This is a genomic window from Rhizobium sp. 9140, from assembly GCF_900067135.1.
In the GTDB taxonomy this organism is placed as follows: Bacteria; Pseudomonadota; Alphaproteobacteria; order Rhizobiales; family Rhizobiaceae; genus Ferranicluibacter.
In genome coordinates this window covers 1,298,025-1,315,692 of record NZ_FJUR01000001.1, presented here as the reverse complement: position 1 = coordinate 1,315,692, position 17,668 = coordinate 1,298,025, and the positions used below count along the sequence as shown (strand labels likewise).

Sequence of the window (17,668 nt, the reverse complement as noted above, 5' to 3'; positions counted from 1 at the left end):
ATGCCATTTTCGACGGAAATCGAATCGGGTCACGTTGCCGATGTCGCCTGGGAGAGGGCGAGCGATACTGATCGCAATTGTCGAGCAAACCGGCACCCTGCCGTAAATCCGGACGAATCCTTGAGATAGTAGCGCGCGGCACCCTTCTTTTAGGGCTCCGGTGTTGGCGATACACCCGCTTGCGCCTCGGCGTGCTGCGGGTCGCTTCTCATTTGCCGTGGCTTGCTTTATGGAAGCCGTCTTTCCTGCCGACGAACGGCACATCTATCATTCAGGGGCTCCCTAGCCCTGACGAGGACCGATCATGGATCGCATCAGAATTACCGGTGGCAACGAGCTTCACGGGATCATCCCGATTTCCGGCGCCAAGAACGCCGCCTTGCCGTTGATGATCGCATCGCTCCTGACGGACGACACGCTGACACTGGAAAACGTGCCGCACCTGGCCGATGTCGAGCAGCTGATCCGCATCCTGGGCAATCACGGTGCTGACATTTCGGTCAACGGCCGGCGCGAGCGGCAGGGCGAAAGCTACGCCCGGACCATCCATTTCACCTGCCGCAACATCGTCGATACCACGGCGCCCTACGAGCTGGTCTCCAAGATGCGGGCGAGCTTCTGGGTCATCGGCCCGCTTCTGGCGCGCGAAGGCCGCGCCCGCGTATCGCTGCCGGGCGGCTGCGCCATCGGCACGCGGCCGGTCGATCTGTTCATCGAGGGCCTTGCGGCGCTCGGCGCGAACATCGAGATCGACAGCGGCTACATCAATGCGACGGCGCCGATCGGCGGGCTCATCGGCGCGCGCTACGTTTTTCCGAAAGTCTCCGTCGGCGCGACCCACGTCATGATGATGGCGGCGACGCTTGCCAATGGCACGACGACGATCGGCAACGCCGCGCGCGAGCCGGAAGTGGTCGATCTCGCGAACTGCCTCAACGCCATGGGCGCAAAGATTACGGGCGCCGGCACCTCGACCATCACCATCGACGGCGTCACGTCCCTTTCGGGCGCGCGCCACCGGGTCCTTCCCGACCGTATCGAAACCGGAACCTACGCCATGGCTGTGGCCATGACCGGCGGTGACGTCATTCTCGAAGGGACCGATGCGAGCCTGCTCGATACGGCGCTGGAGGCCATCCGCCGCGCGGGCGCGGAGATCACGCCGACGGAAACCGGCATCCGGGTCTATCGAAATGGCGGCGGCATCAAGCCGGTCGATGTGGTCACAGACCCCTTCCCCGGCTTCCCGACCGACCTGCAGGCGCAGTTCATGGGCCTCATGACCCGCTCCAGCGGCGTTTCGCACATCACCGAGACGATCTTCGAGAACCGCTTCATGCATGTGCAGGAACTCGCCCGCCTCGGCGCGCGCATCACCCTGTCGGGCCAGACGGCGAAGATCGAGGGCGTGCCGCGCCTCAAGGGTGCGCCGGTCATGGCGACCGACCTTCGCGCCTCCGTATCGCTCGTCATCGCGGGGCTCGTGGCCGAAGGCGATACGATGGTGTCGCGCGTCTACCATCTCGATCGCGGTTTCGAGCGGCTGGAAGAGAAGCTGACCCGCTGCGGCGCCATCGTCGAGCGTGTCACCGACTGATGCCGTCCGGGTCGTGGCCCGTTGCGTGATGACACGTTGCGCATGCGCGGGCCGCGACCTATCTCTGCTACAGACCACGGAACCCGACGGCCTGACGGGCAGGACCGCAGGCTGGATCACAGGCAGGATCGCATGGACACATTGAAGCTCATGGCGCTGGACGCTGAGGATCTCGAGATCATCTCCGCCCATGTGCAGGATGCGGTCTTCAAGGTCGAGGGCATCTCCTATGCGCCCCGCACCGGCAGCTTCGCGCTCGTCGTGAACCGCTTCGTCTGGGAAAAGACGGTCGGCGGGAAAACAGCGGCGTCCGCAAAGAAGACCAACGAGCGACGCCGCGCCGTCATCGGTTTTCACCGGGTCACATCCGTGCGCTCCATCGGCTTCTCGCGAGCAGACAGGGATGCCGTCCTGTCGCTGCTCGCCCTGCGGTTCGAACCCAAGGGCGAAGGTCCCGATGGCGTGCTGGAACTGGTGCTGGCGGGCGACGCGACCATTGCACTGAATGTGGAATGTATCGAGGTACAGCTTGCGGATACGGGCGGGGCGTGGGAAACCGCTTTCAGGCCCTATCATCCGGAAAGCTGAGAAGACGAGCTGAGACGGTGCGGGCCACGCCTGACGGGAGCGGCCAAGTCCGGCCGCCAGCCGAACGGCGCCGTTTCGCTTGACAGACCTGCATCTCATACGACATCCGCCGACACGAAGGATCCAGACCCAGTGGCCATTCGCCTCGATCATCGCGCTTCCGATTTCGAGGCCGCTTTTGCGGCCTTTCTCACCACCAAGCGGGAGGTGTCCGAGGATGTCGACCTCGTCGTGCGCCGGATCATCGCCGATGTGCGCGAGCGGGGCGATGTAGCGGTCGCCGAATACACCCTGAACTGGGACAAGCTCGACCTCTCCACCACGCCCATGACCGTGACAGCCGAAGAGATTGACGCCGCCATCGAGGCCGTGCCCTCCGAAGTGCTGGGCGCACTCAAGGTCGCCGCGGTACGCATCGAGGCGCATCATGCCCGCCAGCTGCCGAAGGACGACATCTATACCGATGCCATGGGCGTCGGTCTCGGCTCGCGCTGGACGCCGATAGATGCCGTCGGCCTCTATGTCCCCGGGGGAACAGCGAGCTATCCAAGTTCCGTGCTGATGAACGCGCTACCGGCCAAGGTCGCGGGCGTTCCGCGCGTGGTCATGGTGGTGCCAGCGCTGGCCGGCGCCATCAATCCCGCCGTGCTGGCCGCGGCCCGCATGGGCGGCGTGTCGGAGATCTACCGGATCGGCGGCGCGCAGGCCATTGCGGCGCTCACCTACGGCACGGCCACCATCGCGCCGGTCGCCAAGATCATGGGTCCGGGAAATGCCTATGTGGCAGCCGCCAAGCGGCAGGTGTTCGGCACCGTCGGCATCGACATGATCGCGGGGCCTTCCGAAGTGCTCGTGATCGCCGACAAGGACAACGACCCGGACTGGATTGCCGCCGATCTCCTGGCGCAGGCCGAGCATGATCCGAGCGCGCAATCGATCCTCATCACCGACGATATCGATCTCGCCGATGCCGTGGAGCGTGCCGTCGAGCGGCAACTCACCACCCTTCCCCGGGCCGAAACCGCCCGCAGCAGCTGGCGCGACTTCGGCGCGATCATTCTCATCGACGATCTTGCCAAGGCGCCGGATCTCGCCAACCGGATTGCCGCCGAGCATGTCGAGCTGGCGCTCGCCGATGCCGATGCGATGATCCCGCAGATCCGCAATGCCGGGGCGATCTTCGTCGGGCGTTATACGCCGGAGGTGATCGGCGATTATGTCGGCGGCTCCAACCATGTCTTGCCCACGGCCCGCTCCGCACGCTTTTCCTCCGGCCTCGGCGTGCTCGACTATATGAAGCGCACTTCGATCCTCCGGCTCGGCCCGGACGAGCTGCGCGATCTCGGTCCCGCCGCCATCGCGCTTGCCCGCGCGGAAGGGCTGGAGGCGCATGCGCGCTCCGTCGCGATCCGGCTCAACCTCGGAGAGGCGGGATGAGCCAGCTACCCGCTTATCGCCTGTGCGACGTGGTGCTGGACGAAACGATCGGCCGCTCGACGCCCGATGTGGAGCATGAGCGAGCGGTCGCGATCTTCGACCTGATCGAAGAGAACAGTTTCGAGCCGCTCGGTCACGAGGGCGGCCCCTACCGGCTGAAACTGTCGCTGATGGACAGCAAGCTCGTGCTCGTCGTGACCACGGAGGCCGGTGGCGACGTCATCACCCATATTCTGTCGCTGACGCCGTTCCGGCGGATCGTGCGCGATTACTTCATGATCTGCGAGAGCTATTACGAGGCGATCCGCAGCTCGACGCCGAGCCAGATCGAGGCGATCGACATGGGGCGGCGCGGCATTCACAACGAAGGCTCGCAAACGCTGATGGATCGCCTTTCGGGCAAGATCAAGCTCGACTTCGATACGGCACGCCGGCTTTTTACCCTCGTCTGCGTGCTCTACTGGCGGGGATAGGCGATGGCGCCGGGGCTTGAACCGCGAGACGACGGCGCCAGTCCACCCCGGTCGGTGCTGTTCATGTGCGGCATGAATGCCATCCGCTCGCCCATGGCCGAGGTCTTGGCGAAGGCGCTTTTGCCGCCTGGCACCTATATCGCGTCCGCCGGCGTAAAGACCGGCGAGCGGGACCCCTTCGTCGATGTCGTGCTGGACGAGCTGGGCCTGACCGCCGGTCGCCACGAGCCGCACACGCTGGACCAGCTCGAGGACGATTATTTCGACATGATCGTCACCCTTGCCCCGGAAGCGCATCACGCGGCACTGGAACTCACCCGTTCCATGGCGGTGGATGTGGAATACTGGCCGACAGCGGACCCGACGGCCACCCGCGGCACGCGCGACCAGATCGTCGCGGCCTATCGCGACGTCCGCGACCATCTGGAAAGTCTCATCCGGCATCGTTTGCTTGGACAATCGCCGCGCAAGATGCCATAGAGCGGGTCACGCGCAGCCGCGCATGCGAGGACAAACGTTCTCCGGCGGCCGCACGGACCCTCGTCGACGCCATCGTGCCCGGCCTGCAGCGTCGAAAGACGCCGTTTTGCCGTTGCCGAACCCCGGTTGCTGACGGAAAGATCGAAAACCGGAACGCCGCTGTTCACAAACGGACGGTGATTGTGTAGTTTCCGGCAAATTTTTTAAAGAGGCCCAGTGCCTTCATGAAACTCGGAAAGACAAATCGTCAATGGCGAAAGAAGAAGTCCTCGAATTCCCGGGCGTCGTAACCGAACTGCTCCCCAATGCGACGTTCCGCGTCAAGCTGGAGAACGAACACGAAATCATCGCTCACACGGCCGGCCGCATGCGCAAGAACCGTATTCGCGTTCTCGCTGGTGACAAGGTGCTCGTGGAAATGACTCCCTACGACCTGACCAAGGGCCGCATCACCTACCGCTTCAAATAAGGCGGGCGGCAGCCTCTGGCACCGATCGCGGTGGAACGGCTGCCGTCGACGGACGTTTGATGACGACCGTGCTTTCGCCCTGCCCTCCATGGTTCCGGCGAAGTGAGGCCTCGAAGACGCGCTGTTACCTTGCGCTGGCTGTTTTGACGCTATGTGGGCTCTCTCCACGCCGCTCCGCAACGAAACATGCCGCAGGGGGTTCGTTCCTGGAAACCGGTTCCGGTCGAGATCCTTGCGGAGAGATCCGGGAAACGACAGACGATGGCAAACGATCAGACGCTTATTCTGGCATCCGGCTCGCCGCGCCGGGTCGAACTTCTCGCTCAGGTCGGTATCGAACCCAAACGCCTGATGCCGATGGATCTCGACGAGTCCCCGCGGCGCACCGAGCACCCGCGTTCGCTTGCCTGGAGGCTTTCCGTCGAGAAGGCGCGAGCCGCCGCAGCCGTGCTCAAGGGTATGGACGAGGCACGCGGTGCTTATCTGCTCGCGGCCGATACCGTCGTCAGTGTCGGCCGGCGTATCCTGCAGAAACCCGAGAGCGTCGGCGAGGCCACGGCGGCATTGACGCTTCTCTCCGGCCGCAGCCACAGGGTCTATACCGGCATCTGCCTCATCACTCCGGATGGCTCCGTGCGGCAGAAGGTCGTGGACACGAAGGTCCGTTTTCGCCGCCTCACCTCGCACGATATCGAGAGCTACCTCGCCTCCGGCCAGTGGCGCGGCAAGGCGGGCGGCTATGCCATTCAGGGCATCGCGGGCAGCTTTGTCGTGAAACTCGTCGGCTCCTATACCAATGTCGTCGGCCTCCCCCTGACCGAAACCGTTGCCCTCCTCTCCGGCGAGGGCTTCAACGTGCATGACGCCTGGCTCGAAGGATGACACCATGAGCAATGATACCTCCAAGTCCCCACGCGGCTCCAAGCCTGCCAACGACGCCGGAGCTGCCGAGGCCAAACCTGCGTCCAACGTCGCCCCGCTGCGCAAGACCGTGCCCTGCCCCGAATGTGGCCGCCCATCCCACCGCGAGCACTACCCCTTCTGCTCCAACCGCTGCCGCGACCTCGACCTCAGCCGCTGGCTGACCGGCGCCTACGCCATCCCCGTCTCGCAGGACGAGGACAATCCCGACGACACGCTCCAGAGCGGTACGCGCGACGACGAATAGATCGTAGCGCCTGACGAAGAGTACGCCCGCGTTATAATCCGCCGTTCGGACTGCGATGACCGTCATCGCGTTCAGGATGCCCGGCTCTCGACCATCGCGCGCCACTCTCCCCCAATACGATCTTGCAATGTCGCCTCATTGGCCTTGCCGAACGGCCCCTCCGCACCCCGAAGCCTCTCCAGAACCTGAATTCTATCAACACGTTGATCCCGAAACGCATTTTCTGTCAGAAAAACGCCATCTGGTGCTGGACACCTCCGAACAAGATGTTATAACCCCGCTCGCTTCCCGGGGAAAACCAAAGCCCCATGGTCTGCAAAGATCCTCGAAGCCGGTATGCCCGGATAGCTCAGTTGGTAGAGCAGCGGATTGAAAATCCGCGTGTCGGTGGTTCAAATCCGCCTCCGGGCACCATTTTTCCCAACTTGTTCATCAGCCCTGCCTTTTGGGCGGGTCATCGTGTCGATCGTTCGGTCCCCCGGACTCAGCGGTCCTCAGCCCCAAGCCCCTCTGTGTACGTCGCCGGCCTCGTCCTCGAGACACGGGCCTGTGACCGCAATCGCTTTCTGTCCCGCGGCGAAGACGGTGCGGGAGGGGAGGTCCATGGTGGGGTTGTCGGGGTGGTCTCCGGTGAGGGTTTTCAGGGCGTGTTCGGAGAGGCCGTAGACGACGCGGCCGATGCCGGTCCAGTAGATGGCGCCGGCGCACATGGCACAGGGTTCGGCCGAGGAATACATGGTGCATGTGGCGAGGAAGGGTTCGCGGTAGCGTTTGGAAGCTTCGGTCGCAAGCAGGCGTTCGGCATGGGCGGTTGCGTCGAGGTCGGGGAAGTAGCCGTTTTCCATTTCGATCAGCACCTCACCTTCGGGGCCTGTCAGAAGCGCGCCGAAGGGCATGTTGCCGTGGGTCTGGGCACGGCGTGCGATGTCGAAGGTTTTTCGCAGGAGGCGGGCGTCGGCTTCGGTAAGAGGTTGGCTTGCAAAAGGCAGGTTGCCTGTGGCTTCGTCCGCCTGCGTGCTGGCCGCCTCACGTGGCCGCGCTGCAACGCAGTCGATCGCGGCCGGTTTCGTCGATGTTTGGTCGGCTGTCGTCTTGTCGCTCATGACGGACTCCTTCATCTCCCGTGGGACATGGATCTTTGGTGGGACGTTTGCGCTTTCAGGGCGTCAGGCTGTCGGGATAGGACGGAAGAGTTGGGGTAGCGGGCGCTCGAAGGTCTGTCGGCCGTTCTTCCAGGCGGCCGTGGCCGTTGCCGGACCGGCTATGGCCTGCGCGGCGGAGGGGGCAGACAGGAGGACGAGGGTGGCGGGATCGCCAATGGCCGGCGGCAGAGCGTTCAGGCCGAGCAGGCGTTCCGCGTTGACCGTGATCATATCGAAAACGCCTGCGAGAGCCTGCTCCGTGCCCAGTTGCGCAACATTTGCGTAGAGATTGGCCATTCGCAGCAGCGAGACGTCGCCGAACGGGGTGAACGGGTTCAGCACATTATTGGTGGAAATGGTGGTGAGCACGCCGAGGCTTGCAAGGCGATGGGCCGGCGTGACGCCACGGGGAACGAGATGCGTCGCGGCGCGGCCGGTGAGGAAGAGATCGGTCGCCGGAAGGACGGTGACGGCGATGCCGGCGTCCGCGATCTTCCGGGCGACCTCCGTAAATGCCTCCGGCGGCAGCGCGGACAGTTTGGTAACGTGACCGACGGAGACCCGGCCCTGGTAGCCGCGCCGCAGCGTCTCGGCGATGACCGTCGGCAGGTTGGAGCCTTCGGGGTCGAGATCGAAATCCAGGTGGAAATCGACGGGTACGCCGTGGCGTTCGGCAAGGTCGAAGATGGCGGCGACATGCGCCCGCGGATCGGGATCGGTATAGGGGCAGCCGCCAACGAGATCGGCGCCGGACCGCAGAGCCGCGTCCAGCATCTCCAGCGTGCCCGGATCGTTGGTCAGGCCTTCCTGCGCGAAGGCGCAGATCTCGATGTCGATAAGCGCGCGATAGTCGATCCGCACCTGCTTGATCGCCTCGAAGGAGCGGAAGCCGGCGCGTCCGTCGATCTCCACGAAGGTGCGGATACGGTTCGTTCCGTTGACAACCGCCTGCTCCACCACCGCAGCGGCCCGGGCGTACACGTCAGCCTGCGTGAAGGCAGCCTTGGCGCGCGAGGTCTCCGCAACCGCCTCCGCCAGCGTGCCTGTGCAAAGCGTGCATCGGCCGATGATGCCGGCCTTGTCGAGATGCAGGTGGGTTTCGACAAGGCCACGGCAAAGGAGGTTGCCTTTCGCATCGCGCTCCGGCGAATCGCAGACGAAGGCTCGTGCCGTGCCATCGGCGATGCCGGCGATCACGCCGTTTTCGAAGGCGATATCGGTGACAGCGTCTCTTCCCGGCAGGCGGGCATTGCGGATCACGAGATCGATGGTCATTGTTGCCTCGCCGTCGCCAAGGGGTCGGCGAAGTTGAAACGGGTTTTTGCGGGAACGCAAGGCCGGAGATGGCAATGAACCGATGAGCAGTCAGCAATCCACGGAAACGTCCGGAACGTCAGTCACGGGATACGCAGCCAAGGGTTGCGTGCGGGGGCGTGGCGGGATGGTCACCAGTCCTCATGCACGGGCGAGCGACGCGGGCGCACGCATGTTGCGCGAGGGCGGCAATGCGCTGGAGGCCTGTATCGCAACCGGCGCGGCCATCGCCGTGCTCTACCCGCATTTCTGCGGTCTCGGCGGCGATGCCGTCTGGATCGTCGCGGACCCCGACGGGCGTCGGACATGCTTTCTCGGGATCGGGCAGGCAGCGCGGCAGTTGCCCGCGCGAAGCGGAGACGAAGCCGGCATTCCCCTTCGCGGGGCGGGCTCGGCGCTGACCAGCGCCTGTTTGGTCGATAGCTGGGGGCATGCGCACGCCTACTCGGCGCAGCATTGGGGCGGAACGCGAACCTTTGCCAGCCTGCTGGACGATGCCATCGGTTTTGCGAAAGACGGATTTCCGGTAACGGCATCGCAGGCCTTCTGGCTCGACTTCCGAAAGGCGGAGGCGGCGGGTTGGCCGGGTTTTGCCGAGGTGTTCATGCCGGGCGGCGCGGCGCCGGAGGTCGGCGCGATCTTTCGCCAGCCGCAGCTCGCGCGCACCCTCGAACGGCTGGCGGCGGATGGACCGCGCGCCTTTTACGAGGGGCCGCTGGCGCAGGCGATTGCAGACGGGCTGCATGCGGCCGGGTCGCCGCTGACGGCGGCGGATCTCGCGGCAACGCGAACGCGGGAAGAGGCACCGGCAAGCCTCGTCTATCGCGGGGTCGAGCTTCTGGCCCCGCCGCCGCCGACGCAAGGCGTGACGACGCTGGCCATCATGGGCATTCTCGCGCATTTCGACCTTGGCGCGCTCGACGTCGGCAGCGCCGATCATCTGCATCTCTGCGTCGAGGCGGTGAAGCAGGCTTTTCTCGACCGGCGCGGGCTTGCCGATCCCGATGCGAGCGCGCAGCGGGTCGATGCGCTTCTCGATCCCGGCCATCTCGCCGGGCGGGCGCAGGCCATCGACATCGCGCGGGCGCAGGCCTGGCCGCATGTGTTTCGCACCGGCGACACCGTGTTCTTCGGCGCGACGGACGCCTCGGGGCGTAGCGTCAGCGTGCTCCAGAGCACTTATTTCGACTGGGGAAGCGGCGTGGTCGTCGGCGATACCGGCATTCTCTGGCAAAACCGGGGTGCCGCCTTCTCGCTCGATCCCGGTCACCCCAATGTGCTCGCGCCGGGCAAGCGGCCCTTCTACACGCTCAACCCCGGCATGGGCCTGCGCAACGGGCGTCCGGAACTGATCTATGGTACGCAAGGCGCCGACGGGCAGCCGCAGACGCTGGCCATGCTTCTCACCCGGCTGATCGATTTCGGGGAAAATCCGGCAGAGGCGCTTGCCGGGCCGCGCTTCCTGCTCGGCAAGACCTTCTCCGACAGCCGCGACAGCCTGAAGCTCGAAGCGGATGCGGGTGAGGCCGTCTTCGAGACCCTCGCCGCTCGCGGCCATCTGTTGTCGCCCCTGCCCGCGCAGAGCCCGATCGCCGGACAGGCCGGCGTCATCCGCTTGAACGCGGATGGCACGCTCGACGGCGCGCATGATCCGCGTGGGGATGGCATCGCCATCGCTGTCAACGAGGATATGTCGCCGGCTAAATAGCGATCCGCTGCACGGGAAGCTCCATGTCTTCCGGGACCGCATGGCTCTCGCTGGCGGCCTTGGGAAAGACGCTGCCGACGCCGATCAGGACCGGATTGTCATAGCCGATTTCGCCGATGCCGATATGCATCGTCGATACGGTGCCGTGCCAGCGTCGCTCCTCTGCACGGCTGATGTTGGAGGCGATGACCACCGGCATGTCACCGGACATACCCTCGGCCATCAGGCGCTCGGCGATGGCAGGGGCCTTGCGTCCGCCCATGTAGAAGACCGTCGTGGTGCGCGGGTCGGCGCAGGCGCGCCAGTCGACATCGGTCGGCAGGCAGCCTTTGCGCGAGTGGCCGGTGATGAAGCGGACGGCGTGCGTGTGATCGCGGTGGGTCAGGGACACGCCGAGGCGGGAGGCAAGCGCGCTGGCGGCGGTGATGCCGGGTACGACCTCCACCGGAATGCCATGCGCCTCCAGACAGGCGATCTCTTCCCCTGCCCGGCCGAACACCATGGGATCGCCGCTCTTCAGGCGCACCACGGTCTTGCCGGCCTTGGCAAAGGTGACCATCATCGCGTTGATGTCCTCCTGCTTGCAACTGGTGCGGCCACCGCGCTTGCCGACCAGCATGCGCTTGGCCTCGCGACGGGCGAGCTCCAGAACATCCCCGGAAACGAGATCGTCAAACAGGATGACATCGGCGGCCTGAAGCGCGCGGACGGCCTTCAGCGTCAGCAGCTCCGCATCCCCCGGGCCGGCGCCGACCAGCGTCACCTTGCCGAGAGCCGGCCCCCCATGCGCGTCTTTGCGACCGGCAGCCAGTCGATCGGCCTCGGCGACGAGATCCGCAGCGCTCTGCGCCGTGGGAACGCTGGTGAAGGCCCGATCGACGAAGCGCTCCCAGAAGGCGCGCCGCTCCGGGCCGGGATGCAGACGCGCACCGACAGCATCGCGCAGCGACTGCGCCAGCATCGACCAGCCCTTGATGCTTTGCGGCAGCAGCGTCTCGATACGGCGGCGGATTGCCTGCGCCAGGATCGGCGCGGCGCCATCCGTGGAGATCGCCACGACGACCGGCGAGCGGTTGACGATGGAGCCGAACTGGAACTGGCAGAAAGCCGGCTTATCGATGACATTGACCGGCACGCCGGCAGCAATCGCGGCATCGTAGAAGGCACGCGCCTCGTCTTCTTCCTCACAATCGGCGATAGCGAGGGCGGCACCGGACATGATGTCTGCCGTCCACGCCTGCGGGTGGTGGACGAAGGCGCCGCGCGCATGTTCTGCAGCGTGGTCTTCTGCGTGACGCTGGAACATATCGGCAAAGGCGTCGCAGAGCGCATCGCCGGAGGCATATACATGGACCTCGGCGCCGCAGGCGGCGAGAAGTTCCGCCTTCCAGCATGCCCCCTCCGTGCCGCCGGCGAGGATGACCCGCTTGCCGTCCAGACCCCAGAAGACGGGGAGTTTTGCCAGCGCCTCGACGCGGGCACCAGACCTCGCTGTCGCACCTTCGCGGGGAAAGGTTGCGTCACTCCGCAGCAGCGATACGCGTTCCATTGAGGATCTCCCTGATCTCTGCGCGGCAGGAGCCGCAATTGGTGCCTGCATTGAGGGCTTTGCCGATGGCCTCGACCGTGCAGCATCCGCCGGTCGCCGCCGCGACGATCTGGTTGATGCCCACGTTGAAGCAGGAACAGACCGTTGCGCCGGGATCGACCGCTTCCGCGCCCGGCCGGCCCGCGACGACCGCAAAGCGGCGGCGCAGATCGGAATGGACGACGCCGAGCTGGGCGATGGCCCAGTTGCGTGCGACGGCTACAGGGCGCGGGCTGAGGAAGACGGCACCGAGCAGCTGCTCGCCATCGAAGAAGGCCAGCCGGATATGGCCGGTCACGGCATCGCGGTAGCCGAGAGGTTCAAGTCCGGGGGGAATGCCGAGCGTTTCGACACTCCACCCGGTCCAGTCGCGATCCTGCACCTCGCCCTCCTCCCCGAGGGTTAAGGGTGCAGCCGCAAACTCCATCCGCCAGCCACCGGTCGCCCGGGCGAGCGCGTGATAGGCGAGAGGATGAGAGGAAAACTTGGATATTTCGGGCTTCTCCACCGAGATGGCAAAGCCGTAGAGCCCGACATCGAGCTTGGCAGCGGCGACGGCCACATGCTTGGAGGCGGGCTGGCCTGACACAGGGTCAACCAGCCCCGGCACCAGCGCATCGATACGGGCGGCAGAGGCGAACTGGTCGTTCCAGTGCATGGGCGCAAAAAGATGACCCGGCTTCTGGCGCGGGGTCACGAGGGCGCGCAGCACCGCCCTTCCCTGCGGGCTCTCCAGCACCACGAGGTCTGCCGGTGTCAGATCCAGTGCCTCCGCATCGTCGGGATGAATCTCCACGAAGGGTTCTGCGAAATGGGCTGTCAAGCGCGCCGTCTTTCCGGTGCGCGTCATCGTGTGCCACTGGTCGCGGATGCGGCCGGTATTGAGCGCGAAGGGATACGCCGTGCTCGTGCGACGATCCCGCGCAGGGATGACGGGTACGAAGCGCGCCCGGCCATCCGGATGGTAGAAACGGCCCTCTGCGAAGAAGCGGCTGTCGGCACCGCTTGCCGCCATGCCGGCCGGCTGCGGCCACTGGAAGGGCAAAAGCGCGTCGTAGGCATCCGCCATGATATCGGCATGGGCGCCGATGTCGAAATCCCGGTTCCCTTCGTTCTCGAAGGTGGACAGCGCGGCGTGCTCCGCAAAGACGGCGGCCGGATCAGCGAAGTCGAATGCGGCGGCAAAGCCCATCCGCCGGGCGACCTGCGCCATCTGCCACCAGTCGGCTTTCGCCTCTCCCGGCGCACTCAGAAACGCCCTCTGGCGCGATATGCGGCGCTCGGAATTCGTCACCGTCCCGCCCTTTTCGCCCCAGCCGAGCGACGGCAGCAGGACGTGGGCATGGGCCGTGGTGTCGGTCTCGGCCATGACATCGGAGACAACGACGAAGGGACAGGCGGCGAGCGCCGCCCGCACGAGGTCGGCCTCCGGCATGGAGACGACGGGGTTGGTCGCCATGATCCAGATCGCCTTCACCCGGCCATCGGCAACGGCGTGGAAGAGATCGACGGCCTTGAGGCCGGGTCTTTCGGCGATGGCGGGCGACTGCCAGAAGCGCTGGACGGTGTCGCGATCCCCGGCGCTTTCGATGGCCATATGGGCCGCGAGCATGTTGGCAAGGCCGCCGACCTCGCGTCCGCCCATGGCGTTCGGCTGGCCGGTCAGGGAGAACGGCCCCATGCCGGGCCTGCCGATGCGGCCCGTGGCAAGGTGGCAATTGATGATGGCGTTGACCTTGTCGCTGCCGGAGGAGGACTGGTTGACCCCCTGGCTGTAGCAGGTGACGACGCGCTCGCTGGCGGCGAACAGGCGGTAGAACGCTTCGATATCTGCAACATCGAGCCCTGTGGTCGCGGCAACGCCGGCGGTGTCGAGATCTGCGACGCGGGACAATGCGGCGTCGAAGCCCTGCGTGTGATCCTCGATGAAGGTCCGGTCGAGCCTGTTTTTCGCTGTGAGATCGGCGAGCAGCCCGCCGAACAAGGCCGTGTCGCCATCGGGGAGGATCGAGAGGTGCAGGTCGGCGATATCGCTCGTCGCGGTGCGGCGCGGATCGATGACCACAACCTTCATCTGCGGCCGCGCGGCCTTGGCAGTGGCGAGGCGCTGGTAGATGACCGGGTGGCACCAGGCGAGATTGGAGCCGGTGAGCACGACGAGATCGGCAAGCTCGATATCCGCATAGGTCCCCGGCACCGTATCCGACCCGAAGGCGCGCCGGTGGCCGGCAACGGAGGAGGACATGCAGAGGCGGGAATTGGTATCGATGTTCGCCGAGCCGATGAACCCTTTCATCAGCTTGTTGGCGACATAATAATCCTCGGTGAGGAGCTGGCCGGAGACGTAGATGGCGACCGCATCCGGCCCATGCTGCCGGATGGTGTCGGCGAAAGTCGTGGCCACCAGATCGAGTGCCGCATCCCATGACGCCGGCGCGCCGGAGATGTGGGGGGTGAGCAGCCGACCGTCGAGATCGATGGTTTCGGCGAGTGCCGAGCCCTTGGAGCAGAGCCGACCGAAATTCGCGGGATGGTCCGGATCGCCCTTCACCGAAACGGCGCCGGTCGCCTCGACGCGAGCTATCACGCCGCAGCCGACACCGCAATAGGGACAGGTGGTCTTGGTCTCAACGGGCATCGATATTTCCCAAGGTTGACGTGAAGGGTCGCCCCTCATCCGGCTGCCGCCACTTTCTCCCCGCAGGCGGGGAGAAGGGATTTGTGGCAAGCGCTCGCTTCTATCTCGAAGGCTCATGATCGTGTCTGAGCCGGCGCCGTATGTCCCTTCTTCCCGCCTGCGGGGAGAGGTCCCGGCAGGGGGATGAGGAGCCGATACGAGCGCTGCCCCCCTACTCGGCCGCGACGAGCAGGCTCAGATTGTCCACCGCGATCGACAGGAGACCATCGCGGTTGCGGATCGGGATGGTGCGAACCTCGCCCTCGTCGGCACCCTGCGCCTGGCCGGTTTCGAGCGAGATCACCATGTTGTGCAGCGGGCAGGTGACGGAGGTGCCGTGGACGATGCCCTGCGACAGGGGGCCGGCCTTGTGGGGGCAGCGGTCCTCCATCGCAAAAACCTGATCGTCCGCCGTGCGGAATACGGCGATGCGACCCTGCGGCGTGCGCACGCAGCGGGCGCCGCGCAAGGGAATGTCGTGAATCGTGCCGATATCGACCCAGTTCACGCCAAAGCCGTTCTCGAAACCGCCTGCATCGCTTTCCCGGATGGTCTTCGTTTCCATGGTCATCACTCCGCCGCTTCCGCCATGCCGACGATGGCCATGGGCTTGAACTCGTGCTTGTCCTTGCCGGAGACGCGCTCCGACCAGGGATCGACCTGTGCGAATTTCTGAGAGAAGACGAAGCGGTCGAAGTAGCCCTTGCGCTTTTCGGCATCGCCCATGATCTGGCGGCGGATTTCGTCGAGCCCGACCCGCTTTGCCCATTTGTAGATGCGCTCGAGGTAACGGCCCTGCTCGCGGTACATCTGCGCCAGCGCGACGATGTGTTCTAGAGCCTCGTCTTCCGTCGCCACGAGACCGAGCACTTCGGTTCCCTTGATGTCGAGGCCGGCGGCACCGGCGAAATGGATCTCGTAGCCGCTGTCGACACAGATGACGCCGATGTCCTTGCAGGTGGCTTCCGCGCAGTTGCGCGGACAGCCGGACACGGCAAGCTTCAGCTTGGCCGGCGTCCAGGAGCCCCACATGAACTTCTCCAGCCGTATTCCGAACCCGGTCGAATCCTGCGTGCCGAAGCGGCACCAGTCCGTGCCGACGCACGTCTTCACGGTCCGAAGACCTTTGGCATAGGCCTGTCCCGAGACGAAGCCGGCCTTGCCGAGATCCGCCCAGACGGCCGGCAGATCTTCCTTGTGGATGCCCAGAAGGTCGATGCGCTGCCCACCGGTCACCTTGACCATAGGGATCTCGAACTTGTCGACCACGTCGGCGATGGCCCTGAGTTCGCCGGCATTCGTGACACCGCCCCACATGCGGGGAACGACGGAATAGGTGCCGTCCTTCTGGATGTTGGCGTGGACGCGCTCGTTGATGAAGCGCGACTGGTAATCGTCGGCATACTCGTCCGGCCAGTCGCAGACGAGGTAATAGTTGAGCGCCGGCCGGCACTTGGCGCAGCCGCAGGAGGTCTTCCACTCCAGTTCCTGCATGACGGCCGGAATGGTCTTGAGCCCCTTGGCGACGATCAGGCGGCGGACATCGTCATGGCCGAGCTCGGTGCATTTACACATGGGCTGCACGGCGGCCGGGTTGTAGCTGTCGCCGAGCGTCAGCACCATCAGCTGCTCGACGAGGCCGGTGCAGGAGCCGCAGGATGCGGAGGCCTTGGTATGGGCGCGCACATCGTCGAGCGACGTCAGGCCCTTGGCCGTGATCGTGCCGACGATCTTGCTCTTGCAGACGCCGTTGCAGCCGCAGATTTCCGCATCATCCGGCAAGGCTGCAACGGCCGCCGTAGGGTCCAGCGGGCTGCCCCCCTGATAGGCTTGGCCGAAAATAAGGGTATCGCGCATCTCGGAGATGTCGGTTCCCCGCTTGATCATGTCGAAGAACCAGGCGCCGTCGGCCGTCTCGCCGTAGAGCACGGCGCCGACGATGCGGTTGTCCTTCAGCACGAGGCGCTTGTAGACGCCGGCTGTCGCGTCGCGCAGCACGATCTCCTCGCGGTCCTCCCCTTCGGCGAAGTCGCCGGCGGAGAACAGGTTGATGCCCGTGACCTTGAGCTTGGTATTGACGACCGAGCCCCGGTACTCCGAAGCGCCGCCGATCAGGCAGTCGGCGAGCGTCTTAGCGCTTTCGTAGAGCGGCGCCACGAGGCCATAGCAGACGCCCCGGTGTTCGGCGCATTCGCCAAGCGCATAGATCGAGCCGTCCGACGTCATCATGCCGTCGTCCACCACGATGCCGCGATTGGTGACCACCCCGGCGTCCTTGGCAAGCTGGGCTGCCGGACGGATGCCGACGGCCATCACCACGATGGTTCCTTCGATCACCCGGCCGTCTTCAAGCTCGATGCCCTCGACCTTGTCCTCGCCGACGATGCGCTTGGTGTTCGCCTTGGTGATGATCTCGATGCCGCGATCATTCAGGGCCTTTTCGAGCAGGTAGGCGGCCGGCGGATCGAGCTGTCGCTCCATGATCGTCGGCATGATGTGGATAACGGTGACATCCATGCCCTGTCGCTTGAGGCCATAGGCGGCCTCCAGCCCGAGCAGGCCGGCACCGATGACGATGGCGCGGCCGCCGCGCCGGGTGGCGTCGAGCATCTTTTCGACATCGTCGAGATCGCGATAGGCGAGCACGCCGGGCAGCGTGTGTCCCGGCACGGGGATGATGAAGGGAAGCGAGCCCGTGGCGATGATCAGCTTGTCGTAAGCTTCGGTCACGCCGTTTGCCGAGGTCACGGTCTTGGCAAACCGATCGATGCCGGTGACCTTGGCGCCCTTGTGCAGCGTCACGCCGTGGCGGGCGTACCAGTCGTCGCCATGGATGACGATGTCCTCGTAGAGCTTCTCGCCGGAAAGGACCGGCGACAGCATGATGCGGTCGTAGTTGACGCGCGGCTCGGCGTTGAAGATCACGACGTCGTAGAGGCCGGGAGCCTGTTCGAAAAGCTCTTCCAGCATGCGGCCGGGCGCCATGCCGTTGCCGATGATGACCAGTTTCTGTTTCATGTCATCCTC

14 protein-coding genes, 1 tRNA gene and 1 pseudogene are annotated in these 17,668 nt (G+C 65.2%); 10 read left to right on the top strand and 6 right to left on the bottom strand.

Annotated features, from left to right (window positions below; translation table 11 throughout):
- Window positions 1–304 precede the first annotated feature (304 nt).
- The 9 genes and pseudogenes from murA (at window position 305) to GA0004734_RS06005 (ending at window position 6,626) form a co-directional block, all read left to right on the top strand.
- A complete protein-coding gene (gene murA, locus GA0004734_RS06045; RefSeq protein ID WP_092932080.1) occupies window positions 305–1,597 on the top strand; it encodes a UDP-N-acetylglucosamine 1-carboxyvinyltransferase in 1,293 nt (430 codons plus the stop codon).
- Between the two features lie 132 nt (window positions 1,598–1,729).
- On the top strand, window positions 1,730–2,185 hold the full coding sequence (locus GA0004734_RS06040) for a DUF2948 family protein (RefSeq protein ID WP_092932078.1): 456 nt from the start codon (window positions 1,730–1,732) through the stop codon (window positions 2,183–2,185).
- A 132-nt stretch (window positions 2,186–2,317) separates the two neighbouring features.
- Window positions 2,318–3,622 carry a histidinol dehydrogenase gene (gene hisD / locus GA0004734_RS06035; RefSeq protein WP_092932076.1) on the top strand — a complete coding sequence of 435 codons (1,305 nt, stop codon included), beginning with the start codon at window positions 2,318–2,320 and terminating at the stop codon, window positions 3,620–3,622.
- Complete coding sequence (locus GA0004734_RS06030; protein ID WP_092932074.1) at window positions 3,619–4,095, top strand: UPF0262 family protein; 477 nt, start codon at window positions 3,619–3,621, stop codon at window positions 4,093–4,095. The genes hisD and GA0004734_RS06030 overlap by 4 nt, the downstream gene beginning before the upstream one ends.
- Before the next feature lie 3 nt (window positions 4,096–4,098).
- Entirely contained in the window at window positions 4,099–4,575 is a 477-nt protein-coding gene (locus GA0004734_RS06025) for an arsenate-mycothiol transferase ArsC (RefSeq protein ID WP_092932072.1), read from the top strand.
- Between the two features lie 250 nt (window positions 4,576–4,825).
- Window positions 4,826–5,044: a translation initiation factor IF-1 gene (gene infA / locus GA0004734_RS06020; protein ID WP_004435948.1), complete on the top strand. Its 219-nt coding sequence runs from the start codon at window positions 4,826–4,828 to the stop codon at window positions 5,042–5,044.
- A gap of 261 nt (window positions 5,045–5,305) precedes the next feature.
- On the top strand, window positions 5,306–5,926 hold the full coding sequence (locus GA0004734_RS06015; protein WP_092932070.1) for a Maf-like protein: 621 nt from the start codon (window positions 5,306–5,308) through the stop codon (window positions 5,924–5,926).
- A gap of 79 nt (window positions 5,927–6,005) precedes the next feature.
- Window positions 6,006–6,212, top strand: a pseudogene (gene yacG, locus GA0004734_RS06010) (DNA gyrase inhibitor YacG); the annotation flags it as partial.
- Between the two features lie 338 nt (window positions 6,213–6,550).
- A tRNA-Phe gene (locus GA0004734_RS06005) sits at window positions 6,551–6,626 on the top strand.
- Window positions 6,627–6,706: 80 nt separating this feature from the next.
- Here GA0004734_RS06005 and GA0004734_RS06000 read toward each other — a convergent pair.
- Both GA0004734_RS06000 and GA0004734_RS05995 read right to left on the bottom strand, forming a co-directional pair.
- Window positions 6,707–7,201, bottom strand: coding sequence for a nucleoside deaminase (locus tag GA0004734_RS06000; protein WP_245292489.1), 495 nt, complete (start codon window positions 7,199–7,201; stop codon window positions 6,707–6,709).
- 177 nt (window positions 7,202–7,378) lie between these two features.
- Window positions 7,379–8,629: an amidohydrolase family protein gene (locus tag GA0004734_RS05995; protein WP_092932064.1), complete on the bottom strand. Its 1,251-nt coding sequence runs from the start codon at window positions 8,627–8,629 to the stop codon at window positions 7,379–7,381.
- 166 nt (window positions 8,630–8,795) lie between these two features.
- Between GA0004734_RS05995 and GA0004734_RS05990 the strand changes: the two genes are divergently transcribed.
- Window positions 8,796–10,376 carry a gamma-glutamyltransferase family protein gene (locus GA0004734_RS05990; protein WP_092932062.1) on the top strand — a complete coding sequence of 527 codons (1,581 nt, stop codon included), beginning with the start codon at window positions 8,796–8,798 and terminating at the stop codon, window positions 10,374–10,376.
- On the opposite strand, the gene cysG is transcribed toward GA0004734_RS05990, so the two are convergent.
- The 4 genes from cysG to nirB all read right to left on the bottom strand — a co-directional run bounded on the left by cysG (window position 10,369) and on the right by nirB (window position 17,659).
- Entirely contained in the window at window positions 10,369–11,925 is a 1,557-nt protein-coding gene (cysG, locus tag GA0004734_RS05985; RefSeq protein ID WP_092932060.1) for a siroheme synthase CysG, read from the bottom strand. The genes GA0004734_RS05990 and cysG overlap by 8 nt on opposite strands.
- Window positions 11,897–14,602, bottom strand: a complete 2,706-nt coding sequence (locus GA0004734_RS05980) for a nitrate reductase (protein ID WP_092932058.1) — start codon at window positions 14,600–14,602, stop codon at window positions 11,897–11,899. The genes cysG and GA0004734_RS05980 overlap by 29 nt, the downstream gene beginning before the upstream one ends.
- 211 nt (window positions 14,603–14,813) lie before the next feature.
- On the bottom strand, window positions 14,814–15,206 hold the full coding sequence (gene nirD, locus GA0004734_RS05975; RefSeq protein WP_092935967.1) for a nitrite reductase small subunit NirD: 393 nt from the start codon (window positions 15,204–15,206) through the stop codon (window positions 14,814–14,816).
- 5 nt (window positions 15,207–15,211) lie between these two features.
- A complete protein-coding gene (gene nirB, locus GA0004734_RS05970) occupies window positions 15,212–17,659 on the bottom strand; it encodes a nitrite reductase large subunit NirB (RefSeq protein ID WP_092932057.1) in 2,448 nt (815 codons plus the stop codon).
- Between the last annotated feature and the right edge of the window lie 9 nt (window positions 17,660–17,668).